The organism is Pseudomonas sp. 05N431 (assembly GCF_056397005.1).
The window spans coordinates 111,422-128,418 of record NZ_JBFTMN010000008.1; the positions used below are offsets into that span (position 1 = coordinate 111,422).

Here is a 16,997-nt window from a genome sequence, read left to right on the forward strand (position 1 = left end):
TATGAATATTTATCTTTTTTTAGGGGTTGAATTGTTTCTCCGTCTGCCCAACTCTGTAACCAAGAGGTCACGGTCAACCAGGTTTCAAACACTGCACCGGACCTCTCGCGAGCTAGCTGAAATAAGGGATGAACTATGCAAATCCAAGTCAATAGCGATAACCATATTCAAAGCAGCATCCGACTGGAGGAGTGGGTACGTACTACCATTGAGAGCACGCTCGAACGATACGAAGAAGACCTGACACGGGTCGAAGTCCACCTGCGGGACGAGAACGGCGATAAACCCGGTCCACACGACATGCGCTGCCAACTTGAAGCGCGGCCTAAAGGCCATCAACCGGTTTCCGTTACTCATAAAGCCGCCACACTGGAACTGGCCATCGACGGGGCGGCCGCCAAGCTTGAACACGCCCTGGAACACCTGTTCGGCAAATTGCGCGGTAAACGCGCCAGCGTCACGCCGATCAACTCAGGTGCCCATGCCGATGCGCTACTTGAAGAAGAATTTCTCGAGAACGAACAGGCCGCTTTCAATAGCTGATGCCTGAAACACCCTTACCACCCCACTGAAAACGGGCCTGCAGATGCAGGCCCGTTTCGTTTTACGCCTTGAACACTGTCGTGCAGGGCGTCAGCGCATCTGGCGCTCATCATCCCCCAGCCTTATTGCACACCATTCAGCCTCAGCCCTGTTGATTGTGACGGCCCGCGCCGTGCCTGACACTCGGGCTATCTGTTCCTGGCCTGCTGGAGTTTGGTAATGAAAGAGTCTGTGCGCTTTGAAGATAAAGTGGTGATCGTCACCGGTGCAGGCGGCGGCCTCGGACGGGCTCATGCGTTGTTGTTCGCCAGGCAGGGCGCCAAGGTACTGGTCAATGATCTCGGTGGTTCGGCTCAAGGCGAAGGCGCCAATGCCTCGGCAGCCGACCGCGTGGTGGCAGAGATTCGCGAGGCCGGCGGCACTGCCGTGGCCAACCACGATTCGGTGACCGACGGCGACAAACTCGTGCAGCACGCCCTCGACGCCTTTGGCCGCATCGACGTGGTGGTCAACAACGCCGGGATTCTGCGCGACAAAACCTTCCACAAAATGGAAGACGCCGATTGGGACCTGGTTTACCGCGTGCATGTCGAAGGTGCTTACAAAGTCACCCGCGCCGCGTGGCCGCACATGCGTGAGCAAAACTACGGTCGAGTGATCTTCACCGCCTCGACGTCGGGCATCTACGGTAACTTCGGTCAGTCCAACTACGGCATGGCCAAACTCGGTCTTTATGGCCTGACTCGCACCCTGGCTATCGAAGGCCGCAAGAACAACATTCTGGTCAACGCCATCGCTCCGACCGGCGGCACGCGCATGACCGAAGGCCTGATCCCGCCGCAAGTGTTCGAACAGTTGAAGCCGGAACTGGTCAGCCCGCTGGTGGTGTTCCTGGCCAGCGAGAACTGTCAGGAAACCTCTGGTCTGTTCGAAGTTGGCGGTGGCTGGATGGGCAAAGTGCGCTGGGAACGCAGCCTCGGCGCCGGATTTGATCCTCGGGTCGGGTTCTCGCCGGAAGATGTTGCTGCTCACTGGGAGCAGATTTGCGACTTCGAAGGCTCAGCGCATCCGAAGGACAACATTGAGGCGCTGAAGGAAATGATGGCGAATTTGCAGAAGTATTCGCTGTAACGATTGCAAGAGGGTCAAGAGCAATTTCTTGACCCTGTTGTTTTTGGTTAGTCGAGTTTGAAACCAGATTTACCGTTTGCTGTTCTCCAAATTTTTATCTTATTGATTATGGCTTCGGGTGTGGCATCCTCGTCTGAGTCTGCATAGTAAATCAAGTCGGATCCGTCAGGATGCTCTGTCAGCTTTTCAAACAAGAGTACTGCGTCTATTTGATCTTTTTCAGTCGGATACTCTGCTTTGCAGATTTTAGTTAAGAATTCAAGAAATTCTGCTTCGGTGTAGTTGGAAATATCAGATGTGCTCATGTTATTTGCCTCCTTTGTGTATCTCGGAGTGTCGTTTCGGAGTGACAATTCGGATGTTGTCGATGTCGTAGATCTCGCCGCCTTTGGAAATGCGGTTCACATGGTGTAGTTCAAATTTTACTTGGCCGCCTAATCTGTCGTTTTTACGCGAAAAAGGAGCTCGTCCGTTTTTCATTTCTTGAATGTTGTTTGCTGTAAATTGTTTAGCCAATTCAGGATTGTCAATGACAGCCCTCCAGTGCGCCTCTCTAAACGCCCTGAAACTCGAAAAGTGCTGCCCTTGGAGCTTAGCTGCAATTTGATCAGGAATTACCGCGCCATCACCCTGTGAGGCTTGTTCCAACCAAATACCTGAAACCGGTTCTCCGTAACCAATAGCCACTCCAGAATCATCCCGCCTGTCCCTGAACATCGTATAAATCGCAGGGAGGCCAGACTCAGCCGGAAAAACAGTGATGAAGCCGCCGAAGCTATAGAGATCCAACTCCGGAAATACATCGACCCTTCCTTCGACGGCAGTCACGCTAGTACCGTTATAAACGAAAATGTTCGGCACGCTGATTGGAAGCGAAGTTGACGCATTGTCCGGATCCACAATCGGCGTCCAGGTCATACCGGTGGACGGCGTATCCGGATTGTAGGACCTGTAAACGTTGATATCTGGATCGCGGGTGGCGAGCCGCACCGGTACTTTGGAAGGCACCGTCGTTCCGTTCGTGGCGGCAACAAAGAACTCCGTTGTGTTGCCCACAGTTCTGGAGCCAATAGCCACCGGCAGTTCAATTTCCCCATTCGCCACCGCGATGGCGTGCAAGTCATGGAGATCGTCGGGCGTGAGATCTGAAAGCGGAACGCTCAAGGCGTGGAGATCGCTGTTAGCCAATGGTGAGGGAAACAGCAGCGCCGCAAACCCGCCAATAATCGCGCCTGCCGAGGCGGTTGCTGCTGTGATCACGGCTGACACAGCCGTTCGCAGAGCAGCTTTCAAGGCAAGATTGGTCTCTATGCTTGTGGCAAGGTTTCCCGCTGCAACAGTAAAAACCGGTCCAACCGCGGCAGCGTGGCCTGATACGGGAAACGGGCGATTGGTCTGGGCGTTTTCAAGCGACGCTATTAGCGATCCAAGCCTCGCGGACTGTGCCTCTCGTTCTGCTCGTGCCTTTGCCGCATTCTCTTCTCGTGCTTTAACTTCTTGTGCTATGCGCACCTGTTCGGCTAGTACCGCGAGATGCGCCTGTTCGGCAGCGACGTGCCGCGCGGCTGCTTCTGCTGCAACCTGAGCCTGCTCGTTGGCCAATCGTTGCGCTTGTGCCAATGCTGCAATCCGCGCCTGTTCTCGAGCCTGGGCCTCTGCTTGCGCGTTGATGCGTGCCAATTCAGCCGCGACCCTTTGGGCTTGCTGTTCCGCCGCCATTCGGGCCTGATCATTTGCCTGCACAGCGCGGAGAAAGTTCTGCACATTCACGGATTGCTGGTTCAGCAACTGGATGGTTTGGGACAACAGGCGTGCGTCGTAGGCCGCCCGGTACGACGCGATCCAGGCCGGCATCGCAACATCGACCGACTTTCCCATGCTCGAGGCTCTTGGGTGGAACTCATGCACAGACCGGCCAATGGGGTCGACGCCATAAAAACTATTGGCGATCGCCGTTTTGCTATGAAACTCAGCGGTCTTTCGAAGCAACAGCGTGTGACGCACGCCCAACTCGCGAATGATCGCGTCGGCGGGTGGAAGCGGGGTGGTTGAACCTTCCAGTCTTGTTGCGGCCAGTTCATGCTCAATGGTCTGCGGTAGTTGGCTTATTCGGCTTGCATACTCCTGCTCCGAAGCCTGGATGGTGGCCCGCAATGTGGTAAAACTTGTATCGACTATCGAATGGACGCCGTAGTGATCGCTGTAAAGAAAGGTTGAGGAGCCGTTGCTGAAACCTCCACCTATACCTATGAGATCTATATCATCGGGTATTGGCTGAGCACCAATGTAGAGTGTTGGAAGTACCAAGGGAGGTTTTTGCATATTCATTTCCTTTTGAATGTGCGCGATGTTTTAAATAAACAGTCTTGTTTCGGCAATTATTTGTAGGTGGGGATCTCGCTTTGTATGATTTAAAGTTACATCAGAAATAGAGGTTGTGGGTCTGAGAGGTGCGTGAGTCGTTACACGCAATGTTGAGTGAGATTTCGACGGCGCGGAAATAAAGGCAGGATTATCGTTGGAGTAAAAAGATGTTTCTTATAGGACTTACGGAAATTTATTGTAGGAAAACGAAAAGTCGTCGTTTATCGGAATGCCACCCATAAAAAAGGCCGCTGCAAACGCAGCGGCCAAGGTAAGACGTTGGATCAAGGAGCTACAAATCAACGTCAGTGAACACAGGGCGATGAACTGAAGGGTGTACTTCAAATCATCTGAAGTCGGTCACCGTGCAAGTGGGCTGTTCACACTTCACTGCGTGGGCGCTTTCAGGTGGTTTGCCGTGAAAGCCAGGTAAGGATAAGTCCTTATCCCCAAAGGAAAAATAGCGATTCGTGACATTGACTGTTACAACCTCGGCAACAGTCCCTGCGACACTGATCGTTCCCACGCTCTGCGTGGGAATACATCCCCTGACGCTCAGCGTCAGCTTGTGAAGCAGAACGCGGAGCGTCCCTGGCGCCATTCCCACGCAGAGCGTGGGAACGATCAATCAACCCCCCTCCGTAGCGTCTGATTGGCGTCATGCGCGTGGCTGATAACCCTTCATCCAGCCCATCCATGCCCGGCGCAAAGGCCCGGCCCATGCGGGTATTCATCCTTTGGAGGTACAGCGCGAATACCTCCTTGGTGCGCTTATCGCGCCAGTAGGGCGGCAGTAGGGTGAGGCCTTCTGTCACTCACCGGGGAAGACGCATGACAAAAACAACAATGCGCGCCATCTTCACGCCGCAGGCGCTCGCCGTCGCGGTGGCATTGGGTTGCTGTGCCCAGGCACAGGCTGTCGATTTCAATATCGGGGAAATCGAGGGCACGTTCGATTCTTCGCTGTCGATCGGTGCGAGCTGGGGCATGCGCGATGCCGACAAGTCGCTGGTGGGCATCGTCAACGGTGGCACCGGCCAGTCGTCGACCGGTGATGACGGGCGTTTGAACTTCAAGAAAGGGCAAGCGTATTCGGAGATCTTCAAGGGCATTCATGACCTCGAACTGAAATACGGCGATACCGGCGTCTTCGTCAGGGGTAAATACTGGTACGACTTCGCCCTGCAAAACCGCGACCTGGAGTTCAAGAACGTCAGCAACGACGACCGCAAGGAAGGCGCCAAATCCTCCGGTGGCGAGATTCTCGATGCCTTCATCTATCACAACTACTCCATCGCCGATCTGCCGGGCACCGTGCGAGCCGGTAAGCAGGTGGTCAGTTGGGGGGAAAGTACCTTCATCGGCAACTCGATCAACAGCATCAACCCGATCGACGTCTCGGCGTTCCGCCGCCCCGGTGCAGAAATCAAGGAAGGCCTGATTCCGGTCAATATGCTGTTTGTTTCCCAAGGCCTGACCGACCAGTTGACGGTAGAAGGTTTCTACCAGTTGCAGTGGGAACAGACTGTTCTGGACAACTGCGGCACCTTCTTCGGCGTCGACGTGGCGGCCAATGGCTGCACCAAGGGGTACACCGTCGGCAGTCCGGCGATTGCGCCGTTACAGCCGATTGCCGCGGCGTTTGGCCAAGGCTTCGAAGTCAGTCGCGAAGGGGTGATCGTCCAGCGTGCCGGCGACCGCGATGCGCGTAATTCCGGGCAGTGGGGCACGGCGCTGCGCTGGCTGGGCGACGATACCGAGTACGGTCTGTACTTCATCAACTACCACAGTCGCACACCAACCGTCGGCACCATCACCGCGGGCCGCTCGACACTGTCGGCGCTCCCGGGGATCGTCGGCACCGCCAACGCGATTGCTCCGGGCACCGGCTCCGCTCTGGCGCAAAGCGTGATGCTCGGACGCGGCCAGTACTACCTCCAATACCCGGAAGACATTCGCCTGTACGGCGCGAGCTTCGCGACCACCTTGCCCACAGGCACGGCCTGGACCGGGGAAATCAGCTATCGGCCGAACGCGCCGATCCAGGTCAACACCAATGACCTGACGCTGGCGCTGCTCAACCCGATTGCCGGTGGCGCCGCGTCGCCGATCAAGACCACGCCGGGCGCGGATAACAGCGGCTACCGGCGCAAGGAAGTGACCCAGGTGCAAAGCACCCTGACGCACTTCTTCGATCAGGTACTCGGCGCGGAACGCTTGACCGTTGTCGGCGAGGCAGCGGTGGTGCGGGTCGGTGGTCTGGAGCCGCGCAGCGAGCTGCGTTATGGCCGTGATTCGGTCTACGGCCAGTACGGCTTCGGCGGCGATACCGGCGGCTTTGTCACCTCGATGTCCTGGGGCTACCGCGCCCGGGCGATCCTCGATTACGCCAACGTGATCGGTGGGATCAACCTCAAGCCCAACCTCTCCTGGTCGCATGACGTCAGCGGTTACGGGCCCAACGGTTTGTTCAACCAGGGTGCCAAGGCCGTGAGCCTTGGAGTCGATGCCGACTACCGCAACACCTACACCGCGAGCCTCAGCTACACCGACTTCTTCGGTGGCCATTACAACACCCTGACTGACCGCGACTTCCTCGCTCTGAGCGTCGGCGTGAACTTCTGATTTGTCTGAGAAGGATGATTTTATGCGCAAGATGATTCTGCAATGCGGTGCCCTGGCTCTGAGCTTGCTGGCCGCCAACGTGATGGCGGCGGTCTCGCCCGAAGAAGCTGCAAAACTGGGCACCAGCCTGACACCGCTGGGAGCGGAGAAGGCCGGGAACGCCGACGGTTCGATTCCGGCCTGGACCGGCGGCATTCCGAAAAACGCCGGGGCCGTGGACAGCAAAGGCTTTTTGGCGGACCCGTTTGCCAGTGAAAAACCACTGTTCACCATCACCGCCGCCACGCTCGACAAATACAAGGACAAGCTTTCGGACGGTCAGGTGGCAATGTTCAAGCGCTACCCGGACACCTACAAGATCCCGGTCTATCCGACCCACCGCACAGTGGCCGTGCCGCCGGACATCTACGAGTCGGCCAAGCGCAGTGCGCTGAACGTCACCAGCATCAACGACGGTAACGGCTTGGCCAACTTCACCGGTAACCGTTACTACGCCTTCCCGATTCCGAAGAACGGCGTCGAGGTGCTGTGGAACCACATCACCCGGTATCACGGCGGTAACCTGAAACGCATCATCACTCAGGTGACCCCGCAGACCAACGGTGCCTACACACCGATTCGCTTCGAGGAAGAGATCGCCGTACCGCACCTGATCAAGGACATTGATCCGGATAAAGCCGCCAACGTGCTGACCTTCTTCAAGCAATCGGTGACCGCGCCGGCGCGCCTGGCCGGTAACGTCCTGTTGGTCCACGAAACCCTCGACCAGGTGAAAGAGCCGCGCCTGGCATGGGTCTACAACGCCGGCCAACGTCGCGTACGCCGTGCTCCGCAAGTGGCCTACGACGGGCCGGGTACTGCCGCCGACGGTCTGCGGACCTCGGACAACTTCGACATGTTTTCCGGTGCGCCGGATCGCTATGACTGGAAGCTGATCGGCAAGAAGGAAATGTACATTCCGTATAACAGCTACAAGCTCGATTCACCGAGCCTGAAGTACGACGATGTGATCAAGGCCGGGCACATCAACCAGGACCTGACCCGTTATGAGCTGCACCGGGTCTGGGAAATTGTCGGCACGGTCAAGCCGAGCGAGCGGCACATCTACGCCAAACGCCACATGTTCCTCGACGAAGACAGCTGGCAAGTCGCGCTGGTGGACCACTACGACGGTCGCGGCCAACTCTGGCGCGTGGCCGAAGGTCATGCCCAGTACTACTATGATCACCAGACACCGGCTTACACCCTGGAAGCGCTCTACGACATCATCGCCGGTCGCTACATTGCCCTGGGGATGAAGAACGAAGAGAAGCGCAGCTTCGAGTTCGGCTTCGACGCCAAGGCCGCCGACTACACTCCGGCAGCCCTGCGTGCAGAGGGCGTTCGGTAAGGGTTTTGGCGCATTGGCTGAATACAGGGTGACCCACGGGTCACCTTTTTTATGGGCGCCAATCAGCGCCCTGAATGTTTCTCAACAAGGCGTCGGGAGAGGGTTAGGGTTGCGCCACAACTATAAAAAGGCACGCCGCAATGACCGCCATGACTCAGTGTCTGGACCGTCCAGGATTCCTGCCCCGTTTGTCTTCCCTGCACCTGCCCCGCGAGCGCCTGGCGCAGCCGTTACTGGCATCGCCCGCGCGAGTGAAATTGCTTTGCGCACCGGCTGGCAGTGGCAAAAGTGCGCTGTTCGCCGAGTGCCTGTTGCAGGCGCCACCAACGTGCACGGTTTACTGGCTGCCTTTGAGCGGCGCGCGGCAAAGTCCCGGCGAATTTTGTCGGACGTTGGCGCAGGCGTTAGGACTTGCGGTACACGATGAGGCGAGTCTGTTGGCGCATCTGGCGAGTCTGCAGGTGCCCATCTGGTTATTTCTCGACGATTATTGCCGTATTCCGGCCCCCGAGCTGGACGCCTTGCTCGATCGCTTGCTGGCCCTCGGCAGCCCGTCCCTGACGTGGTGGCTGGGCGGGCGTCGACGTCCGCAGTGCAACTGGCCGCGGTTGTTGCTCGATGACGATCTGTACGAGTGCGCCAGCGCCGAGCTCGTATTCAGCCATGAAGAAATCCGGCAGTTGATCGAAAAGCTTCCCCATTCGCTGTGTGCGAATGCGAGCGAGCGGATTTTTCAGCGCAGCGGTGGCTGGTGCGCCTGCGTGCGGGTGGCCTTGCTGGATAGCAACGGGAGCAGCGCCAGTGAACTCAAGCAAGGACGATCGGCGACATTGCTCGATTACCTGGATCACGAGCTGTTCAGCAGCTTGTCACCGGAACTTGCCGAAGCCTGGCGAGTGCTGGCTCATCTACCGCGATTCAATGTCGGACTTTGCGAGCATCTGTTCGGCGCGGGTGAGGGCGGCCAGTGGTTGCGAACCTTGCAGGAACTCGGCTGCTTCATCGAGCTCTGGGAAGACTCGACCGACTGGCTGCAGGTGTTCCCGCCGCTGGCGAAGCTGGTACGCGATGATGAATGGAAGGCGGGCCGCTCGTGGCATCGTCGGGCCTGTCAGTGGTTCATTGCCGAACAAGACTGGCAACTGGCGTTCGAGCAGGCGCTGCTGGCCGAAGAGTTCGAAGTCGCGGTCAGCCTGTTGCAGCACTTCAGCTTCGAGCACTTGTTCCAGCATCAGAATGTGCCGTTGCTGCTGCGTTTGCATGAACAGCAGGGGGCCGACTTGATGTTTGGAAGCCCGCAGTTGGTCGGGTTGATCACCGCGGCATTGCTGTTCGCCGGACGCTTCGAAGAAGCGGGTGTCTGCATCGAGCAAATGGCCCGATTTGCGCCGCAACCGTCGGCCACATTGCAGCGTCAATTGGTGGCGCGCTGGCAGGCGCAACAAGGTTGGTTGCTGCACTTGCAAGGGCGTATGGAGCCCGCACGTGGGCATTTTCTCGATGCATTGACCGAGTTGCCCGCGGTCGCCTGGCCGGCGCGTTTGCTGTGTCTGTCCGGTTTGACCCAGCAAGCCTTGCTCAACGGCGAACTTGACGTGGCTCAGGCGCTCAATCGTCAGGCGCTGTGTCTCGCGCGAGCCCAGGGGGGGCTGTTGTTCGAGGGTTTGCTGGAGCTTGATCACGCGCAATTGCTGGAGCAGCGTGGCGCTCCTCATCGCGCTGAAAGCCTGTTGTGCCGTGTCCATGAGTTGCTGTGCCAGCAAGCGAAGCACGCTACGCCGTTGTTGGGGCGGATTGCCTTGCGTCGCGGACGATTGGCGCTCTGCCAGGGGCATGATGCGCACGCTGCCGGGTTCTTCGAGTCAGGGCTTGAGGCGTGTTTGCACAGCCAGGACAAACGCATGTTGTACGGTTATCTGGGGCTGGCCCACATCGCCGCCAATCAGGGCGATTACGCTCAGGCCTTCGTCCGTTTGCGTGAGGCCGAGCGAATGATGCAGCGCCAGCATATTCCCGATACCGTTTATCGCAGTGTACTGCTGCAGGTCAGCTGCCAATTCTGGTTGCAGCAGGGGCGCCCGGAGCTGGCTCACGAAGCCCTGACCCGGGTGCTACGTCACTATCACGGGCCAGATGCACGTCAGGCCCCGCCAGCTACGCTGGAACTGATCCCGAGTCTGGAATACCAGCTGGTGCTGACCGAGGTTTATCTGGAACAGGCGCAAGCGCCTTTGGCTCGACTCGAGACCCAGTTGCAGTGGGCCCGACAGCACGGGATGTCGGGGCTGCAAGCGCAATTGCATCTGGCGATGGCCGAGGTTGCCTGGCTGACGGGCAACCTGTCCTCTGCCAGGCAGTCCTTGCAAGACGGATTGGCACTGGTCGAACGCTGCAACCTTCAACAAGCCTTGCGCGATGTGCAGTTGCGGCAGCCAGGCTTACTGGACGCGGTCGGCGCTGGCGAGCCGGATCGTCAGCCAGCGGCGGCGACGCTTGTACAAAGCCAGTTGAGTCAACGTGAAATAGAAGTGCTCAAGTTAGTGGCTCAAGGTCACTCGAACCAACAAATTGCCGACCTGTTGTTTATATCGTTACACACGGTAAAAACCCATGCGCGCCGGATAAACGGGAAGTTAGGGGTGGCGCGCAGAACTCAGGCGGTTGCTCAGGCAACGGTACTGGGGGTGTTCGGATAGTGGGGGGTATTGCAGCGGTCAATAACATGTTGATGTTTCTTCTTGTGATACAACATTAGAAAAAACTATTGAGTTTTTAAAGGAGTGATTGTGCTTTAAGTTGGCAGCTTGAATAAGTAAGCGGCGGTGGGCCGTTTTATCAAATGCCAAAAGGAAAAGTGCATGAGCGTTAATGTGTTAAAGGTTGCGTTGGATAATGAAGTGCAGGGCGCACTTCTGCGCCCCTCCAAGAAAATGATGGTTGAGCAATATCACCTCCTGCCAGATTGGCTACAACGCGCAAGCGAAGAAGACCGTCAGTACTATTTCGATACGGAACAGTCTCTGGCAAAGAAAGAACAGGTACTGGATGAGTTGCTGGGCGACACCAAATCCCTCAAGGCGTTCGCACAATTCCATGCTCGGGAAGTTGTCAGGATTATCACCGGTGAAGTCATCGACCCGGAGCAGATTTTTGTCAGCGCTCGTCATACGTTTTATGTCGAAGAGCAGAAGGTTGTTCAAGCCAATCGCTTGACGCTTCCCGAGTTTATGATCAACGGTTTGTATGATCCGGCCACTGTTCCATTGGAAATCACCCTTGAAGGCGAAACGTTGCCTTCGGGCTTGGACAAGGACGATATCCTGGAGGCAATGCGCAACACGGATATACGTTCGTTATATGCCGAGAAGTTTGAAGAAACATACCGTAGTGACGCGGTGTTGCACGCCCTGCAGGCCGTAATTGACAGTCGTACGGACCTGAGCTCATTCAGTGCCAAGTTGCAGGGGCACCTGAGTGACGACAGCCTCACTATTGTCGATCGTGCCAGCCAGCACGCCGAGAGGTATTCGCTGGGAGCTCTTTCGTTTGAGGGCTGGAGAAACGCCTTCAAGGGGATGATCGTCTATTGCGGGCCGGAAGGTGAGGATGGCCCTTGCGTTCTCTATGCGCCGGAGGCTCCCGGGGGCAGGGTCTGGTATGAGTTTGCGAGCATCAGGCAATTGAATGCCCATCTGTTCGATTGGACGACGTTGCCAGCAGGACGCAGTTACCTGAGCCAACAGACTCACGCGACTGAGCGAGCGCGCACGAATGCGTATATGAGGCTTGTGCTGGAGCTGCCGAGCCAGTGGCGCGGTATCCAGCGCGAGCCTTGGCCTGCGCTTGGTCACGGTGCCTTACGCCAGGCTGTATCGCTCAATGTCAGCTGGCTGCGGGGTGAGCTGGAGGCGGTCATTCCCGCCGGTTATCGCTTGGCCTCGTCCTACCAACGGCGGTACTTCGCTCGGTTGAACACCGAACTCAAAGGGCTGACACAACTTGCCAACCGCGAGACGGCGCTGATCAGCTACGAGAAGTTTGCGTTCAACCTCATTAAGCAGAGGGTTGAAGTGTTACTGGCGGAACACGGTGAAGCCGTCGTCGTTAATCCCGATTTGATGAAGGTGGTGCTGGACGAGTCGCAGGAAATGACCTTGTCTCAACTGATCATCAAGGAACATCACCTCACGGAGGGGAGCGGGCCGATACATAACCCGAGTCTCTATCCAAAACTTCGTTTGTTGGACGGCCATCCAGCCATCTCCGATCAGTTGATGTCCGACGTATTGATGAAATACATCGTGAGCTGGTCGAAAACCTTGCGTCCGGGTGAAAAGTATATCGATATGCTGTCCACGGACTATCTGGATAAAGACGCCCCCGGTTATGCGTTGAAACGCGATGTGCATGTCAACTTACAACTGCATGAAATGCAGCGTGCCGCGTTATCAGAGCTTTTCAGCGGCAGACTGAGTACAGAGCAAAGTTGGGGGATCGACGAGGCCATTGACCGATTGCGCGAACCGGAACCTTCTGATCGCTGGGAATATGAAGAGCCTGAGTCTCCCCAACGCAACGGTGTGTACAGGTTTCATCTGGAAGGTCGCAGGATTGAGGGCGTTTATGTCTTTCGCAGGATGAACGACGGTGTGGCCGAGGACTTGCTATATACCCCTCATGCCCCGGATGAACGATGGTTTCGACCGCTGGCGGAGTTCGCGAGTTCGGTGAAAGTGAAAGGGTTAGGCCGCTATTATTGCCAGCGCGCCAAGTTTACCGACCAGCGGGTGGTCAAAACTTATATCGAAGCGGTGCAGCGCAGCAGTGCCGACGTCGAACCGCCGAAACTGCAATTTGATAGCCGTGTGCGTAACTTTACCCATAGTTACACCGATATGATCGGTCAGATTATTCACGGTGTAGATGCCCAGACCAAGAGCCTTGTCGAGATAGTTGGCAAATTGGCCTACGACGCTGCAGTAGCGGCCGTCACCGTCGTAGGCTGTGTGTTTCCGCCGATTGGATTTGGGTTGAGCGCCGTCGTGATTGCAAAAGGGGTGTTCGATGGGGCCAAGGCTTATCACGAAGGTGATTATAAAATGCTGTTCGCAAGTTACCTGGATTGCATGCTGGAGCTGGCGACGATGCGCCTCGGCAAGTTGGGGTTCTCGCCCCTGCAGAAGGCGATTGCCAGGCAGCTAGGTGATGCGAATACCTGTTTAAGCGTTGTTTCCACGTGCACAGGGAAAAAGGCGGATCTTGCGGTGATGACCGAACTGATGAAGGCGGCGCTCGAGGAGCCTGAGTCCAGCGAGCGCACGATTCTCATGTAAGTACGGTATTCGGTTCGAACGATCAACCGATTCAGGCGGGTGGCTCATACCCCATCCGCCAACTTACGGCCCGGGTCGCCGCCAGCAATCGCTGCGCCGCCGGGCCGTTTTCGTCGGCGTGGAACAACGACGTCGGGCCGACAATGGTCAGCACGGCCGCCACCTGGCCGACCGCATTGAACACCGGTGCCGAGAGCGCATCGACGCCCGGCATCAACAATCCATGCACATGATGCAAGCCGCGTTCGCGGATCTGTTCACACAAAGTCGCATAGATCTGGTCATTGGCCAGTGGGTGGGCAGCCGTTGCCTGCACTTCCAGTTCGCGCAGCTCGACGGTTTCGCGGTTCGGCAAATAAGCGCTGAACACCAGGCCGGTGGATGAACTGAGCAGCGGCAGTACCGAACCCAGTTGCGTCACCACCGTTACCGCGCGCACAGCGGGCTCGATATGCACCACGGTTGCGCCCTGGTTGCCCCACACCGCGAGGAAGCAGGTTTCGTTCAGCTCATCGCGCAACTCGGCCAGCGGTAGGGCGGCGACTTTCAGCACGTCCATACTGTTTAAAGCGGCCAGGCCAACGCGCAAGGCTTCGCGACCGAGGCCGTAATGGTTGGTGGCGGTGTTTTGTTCGGCAAAGCCGCTGGCGATCAATGCCTGCAAATAGCGGTGAACCTTGCTCGCCGGCATCTGCACGTGTTCGGCCAAGCGCGACAACGATGTCGATGGCGACAACTCGGCCAAGGCCTTGAGGATGTCGGTGCCGACTTCGGCCGAGCGGACTTTCTGTTTACCGTTGTCGGCGGTGCTGCTGCGCGGCTTTTCCATGGAGGCGGTGTGATCCCGGGACGAATGGGCGTCTTTATAGCTTGACGGTCAATACCAATCAAATTACGTTATGCGTAATCGAATTACGATAAAAATAACCTGGGCGTGCCGAGACTTCTGAAAAGGAGCCATAAGCCACGGCCTACTCCCTGTTCAGGAGGCTCCATGAACCTTGATTCAACGGCGCCGGCGCTGGTTTACCAGTCAGGTTTCGGCAACGAATTCAGCAGCGAAGCGTTGCCCGGCGCACTGCCCGTCGGCCAGAACTCCCCGCAAAAAGCCCCGTACGGTCTCTACACCGAACTGTTCTCCGGTACTGCGTTCACCATGGCACGCAGTGAAGCGCGACGCACCTGGATGTACCGTATTCAGCCGTCGGCCAATCACCCAGCGTTCGTCAAACTTGATCGACAGATTGCCGGTGGTCCGCTGGGCGACGTGACGCCCAATCGCCTGCGCTGGAACCCGTTGGACATCCCTGCCGAACCGACCGATTTCATCGACGGCCTGGTGCGCATGGCGGCCAACTCGGGTTCGGAAAAACCGGCCGGGATCAGCATTTTTCACTACCGCGCCAATCGCTCCATGGAGCGGGTGTTCTTCAACGCCGATGGCGAGTGGTTGCTGGTGCCGGAGTCAGGTCGGTTGCGCATCGCCACCGAACTCGGGGTGCTGGAACTGGAACCGCTGGAAATCGCCGTGCTGCCGCGCGGTTTGAAATTCCGCATCGAATTGCTCGACCCGCAAGCCCGTGGCTACCTGGCCGAAAACCACGGCGCACCGCTGCGCCTGCCGGACCTCGGGCCGATTGGCAGTAACGGTCTGGCCAATCCACGGGACTTCCTGACCCCGGTTGCGCACTACGAGGACCTCAAGCAACCGACCACCCTGGTGCAGAAGTTCCTCGGTGAGTTGTGGGGCTGCGAGCTCGACCATTCGCCGCTGAACGTGGTCGCCTGGCACGGTAATAATGTGCCGTACAAATATGACCTGCGCCGCTTCAACACCATCGGCACGGTCAGCTTCGATCACCCGGACCCGTCGATCTTCACCGTGCTGACGTCACCGACCAGTGTCCACGGTCTGGCCAACCTCGATTTCGTGATCTTCCCGCCGCGCTGGATGGTGGCCGAAAATACCTTCCGTCCACCGTGGTTCCACCGCAACCTGATGAATGAATTCATGGGCCTGATCCAGGGCACCTACGACGCCAAGGCCGAAGGTTTCCTGCCGGGTGGCGCGTCGTTGCACAGCTGCATGAGCGCTCACGGGCCGGACGGTGAAACCTGCACCAAGGCGATCAATGCCGAGCTTGCACCGAGCAAAATCGACAACACCATGGCCTTCATGTTCGAGACCAGCCAGGTATTGCGCCCAAGCCGTTTTGCCCTTGATTGCCAGCAGTTGCAAAACAACTACGATGCTTGCTGGGCCTCGCTGCCCGCCACTTTTAACCCGAACCGGAGATAACCCATGACTCAGACCACCCCCACTCGTAGCTGGGTTGCCTCCGCCAACGGTCACACTGACTTCCCGCTGCAAAACCTGCCGCTGGGTGTGTTCAGCACTCAGGGTTCGGCACCGCGCAGCGGTGTGGCGATCGGCGAGCATATTTTCGACCTGGAAGCGGCGCTCGAAGCCGGTCTGTTTGACGGTGCGGCGCGTGCGGCTGTCGAAGCCACCCGTGGCGGTCAACTGAACGCGTTCTTCGACCTCGGACGTGGCGCCCGCGTGGCCCTGCGTGAACGTCTGCTGGAACTGTTCACTGAAGGCAGCACCCTGCGCGGCAAGATCGAGGCCCAAGGCGCAAAACTGCTGCCATTGGCTACCGATTGCCAGATGCACCTGCCTGCGAAGATCAATGACTACACCGACTTCTACGTCGGTATCGAGCACGCGCAGAACGTTGGCAAACTGTTCCGCCCAGACAACCCGTTGCTGCCGAACTACAAGTACGTGCCGATCGGCTACCACGGCCGTGCATCGACCATTCGCCCGTCCGGCACCGACGTGCGTCGTCCGAAGGGCCAAACCTTGCCCGCCGGTCAGACCGAACCAACCTTCGGCCCGTGCGCGCGCCTGGACTATGAGCTGGAGCTCGGCATCTGGATCGGTCAGGGCAATGAAATGGGCGACTCGATTGCCATCGGCGATGCCGCCGAGCACATCGCCGGTTTCTGCCTGCTCAACGACTGGTCGGCGCGCGACATCCAGGCCTGGGAATACCAGCCACTGGGGCCGTTCCTGTCGAAAAGCTTTATCACCAGCATCTCGCCATGGGTTGTCACCGCTGAAGCGCTGGAACCGTTCCGCCGTGCCCAACCGGCGCGTCCCGAAGGCGATCCGCAGCCACTGCCGTATCTGTCTGACAAGCGTGATCAGGCCGCTGGCGCCTTCGATATCGAACTGGAAGTGCTGCTGCTCACCGAAGCTATGCGCGAACAAAACCTGCCAGCCCATCGCCTGACGCTGAGCAACACTCAATACATGTACTGGACCGTGGCGCAAATGGTCGCGCACCACAGCGTCAACGGTTGCCAGTTGCAGGCCGGTGACCTGTTCGGTTCGGGCACCTTGTCGGGGCCGGAAAACGGTCAGTTCGGCAGCCTGCTGGAAATCACCGAAGGCGGTAAAAAGCCGATCGAACTGGCTTCGGGCGAGGTGCGCAAATTCCTTGAAGACGGCGACGAAATCATCCTGCGTGCACGCTGCAGCCGTGACGGTTTCGCCTCCATTGGTTTCGGCGAATGCCGCGGCAAAATCCTGCCAGCACGCTAAGAGG

General features: G+C 57.8%; 11 protein-coding genes. 8 read left to right on the forward strand and 3 right to left on the reverse strand.

Annotated elements, in window-relative coordinates; genetic code table 11:
* Positions 1–135 precede the first annotated feature (135 nt).
* Entirely contained in the window at positions 136–543 is a 408-nt protein-coding gene (locus AC1DIG_RS15855; protein ID WP_019693523.1) for an HPF/RaiA family ribosome-associated protein, read from the forward strand.
* Between the two features lie 219 nt (positions 544–762).
* Complete coding sequence (locus AC1DIG_RS15860; RefSeq protein WP_477768047.1) at positions 763–1,674, forward strand: SDR family oxidoreductase; 912 nt, start codon at positions 763–765, stop codon at positions 1,672–1,674.
* 47 nt (positions 1,675–1,721) lie between these two features.
* Here the strand turns inward: AC1DIG_RS15860 and AC1DIG_RS15865 are convergent, their stop codons facing one another.
* Entirely contained in the window at positions 1,722–1,979 is a 258-nt protein-coding gene (locus tag AC1DIG_RS15865; protein WP_477768048.1) for a bacteriocin immunity protein, read from the reverse strand.
* 1 nt (position 1,980) lies between these two features.
* The gene (locus AC1DIG_RS15870; protein WP_477768049.1) at positions 1,981–3,996 is read right to left on the reverse strand and encodes an S-type pyocin domain-containing protein; all 2,016 of its coding nucleotides are present in this window, start codon (positions 3,994–3,996) and stop codon (positions 1,981–1,983) included.
* An 873-nt stretch (positions 3,997–4,869) separates the two neighbouring features.
* On the opposite strand from AC1DIG_RS15870, the gene AC1DIG_RS15875 reads away from it, so the two are divergent.
* The 4 genes from AC1DIG_RS15875 to AC1DIG_RS15890 all read left to right on the forward strand — a co-directional run bounded on the left by AC1DIG_RS15875 (position 4,870) and on the right by AC1DIG_RS15890 (position 13,386).
* Positions 4,870–6,663: a DUF1302 domain-containing protein gene (locus tag AC1DIG_RS15875; protein WP_477768050.1), complete on the forward strand. Its 1,794-nt coding sequence runs from the start codon at positions 4,870–4,872 to the stop codon at positions 6,661–6,663.
* A gap of 22 nt (positions 6,664–6,685) precedes the next feature.
* Entirely contained in the window at positions 6,686–8,053 is a 1,368-nt protein-coding gene (locus AC1DIG_RS15880) for a DUF1329 domain-containing protein (RefSeq protein ID WP_477768051.1), read from the forward strand.
* Positions 8,054–8,193: 140 nt separating this feature from the next.
* Positions 8,194–10,749 carry a LuxR C-terminal-related transcriptional regulator gene (locus AC1DIG_RS15885; RefSeq protein WP_477768052.1) on the forward strand — a complete coding sequence of 852 codons (2,556 nt, stop codon included), beginning with the start codon at positions 8,194–8,196 and terminating at the stop codon, positions 10,747–10,749.
* Between the two features lie 162 nt (positions 10,750–10,911).
* Positions 10,912–13,386, forward strand: a complete 2,475-nt coding sequence (locus AC1DIG_RS15890; RefSeq protein WP_477768053.1) for a dermonecrotic toxin domain-containing protein — start codon at positions 10,912–10,914, stop codon at positions 13,384–13,386.
* Between the two features lie 31 nt (positions 13,387–13,417).
* Here AC1DIG_RS15890 and AC1DIG_RS15895 read toward each other — a convergent pair whose 3' ends face one another.
* Complete coding sequence (locus AC1DIG_RS15895; RefSeq protein WP_477768054.1) at positions 13,418–14,215, reverse strand: IclR family transcriptional regulator; 798 nt, start codon at positions 14,213–14,215, stop codon at positions 13,418–13,420.
* Between the two features lie 165 nt (positions 14,216–14,380).
* Between AC1DIG_RS15895 and hmgA the strand changes: the two genes are divergently transcribed.
* Both hmgA and fahA read left to right on the forward strand, forming a co-directional pair.
* The gene (gene hmgA / locus AC1DIG_RS15900) at positions 14,381–15,685 is read left to right on the forward strand and encodes a homogentisate 1,2-dioxygenase (protein WP_477768055.1); all 1,305 of its coding nucleotides are present in this window, start codon (positions 14,381–14,383) and stop codon (positions 15,683–15,685) included.
* A 3-nt stretch (positions 15,686–15,688) separates the two neighbouring features.
* Positions 15,689–16,993, forward strand: a complete 1,305-nt coding sequence (gene fahA / locus AC1DIG_RS15905; RefSeq protein ID WP_477768056.1) for a fumarylacetoacetase — start codon at positions 15,689–15,691, stop codon at positions 16,991–16,993.
* Positions 16,994–16,997 lie beyond the last annotated feature (4 nt).